The following is a 682-nucleotide window of genomic DNA, read 5'->3' on the forward strand; positions in this document are numbered from 1 at the left end:
GGTGTTACTACCAATCCCTCTATTATTGCTAAAGAAGGTCGAGACTTTAATGAGGTAATTAAGGAGATTGCTGCAATTGTTGACGGTCCTATCAGCGGAGAAGTCAAAGCCACAACTGTTGATGCTGAAGGCATGATCAAAGAAGGCCGGGAAATTGCAAAAATCCATAAGAATATGGTTGTTAAGCTTCCAACTACTGCTGAGGGCTTGAAGGCATGCCGGGTACTGTCCGGTGAAGGGATCAAAACAAATCTGACATTGATTTTTAATGTTCCGCAGGCAATCCTGGCAGCCAGAGCCGGAGCAACCTATGTTTCTCCATTTGTTGGAAGAATCGATGATATCTCGATGGACGGACTGCAGCTGATCAGAGATATTGCCGCAATATTCAAAACGCATGATATCAAAGCGCAGATCATCTCAGCCAGTGTCAGAAACGCCTGTCATGTTATCGAATGTGCTAAAGCCGGAGCGGATCTGGCAACTGTTCCTTACAGTGTTATTGAACAAATGCTGAAACATCCTTTGACTGCTGAGGGGATTGAAAAATTCCAAAAAGACTATCGAGCAGTATTTGGAGGCTAATATGGAAGCAGTTGATAGAAAAACAGTCAGTACCATTAGAGCATTATGCGCTGATACTGTTGAAAAGGCAAATTCAGGACATCCGGGACTGCCTTTG

The 682-nt window shown here is 43.8% G+C and carries 2 protein-coding genes; both read left to right on the plus strand.

Annotation, left to right across the window (positions count from 1 at the left end; all coding sequences use genetic code 11):
- Window positions 1–585 (plus strand): fructose-6-phosphate aldolase (gene fsa / locus KSU54_RS18560; protein WP_117792825.1); only part of this gene is annotated, 585 nt, incomplete at its 5' end.
- A 1-nt stretch (window position 586) separates the two neighbouring features.
- Window positions 587–682, plus strand: a 96-nt coding sequence (locus KSU54_RS19610) for a hypothetical protein (protein WP_147333311.1), incomplete at its 3' end; no start/stop codon positions are given.

The sequence above is a fragment of the Erysipelatoclostridium sp. MSK.23.31 genome (assembly GCF_019125875.1).
Classification (GTDB): domain Bacteria; phylum Bacillota_I; class Bacilli_A; order Erysipelotrichales; family Coprobacillaceae; genus Thomasclavelia; species Thomasclavelia ramosa.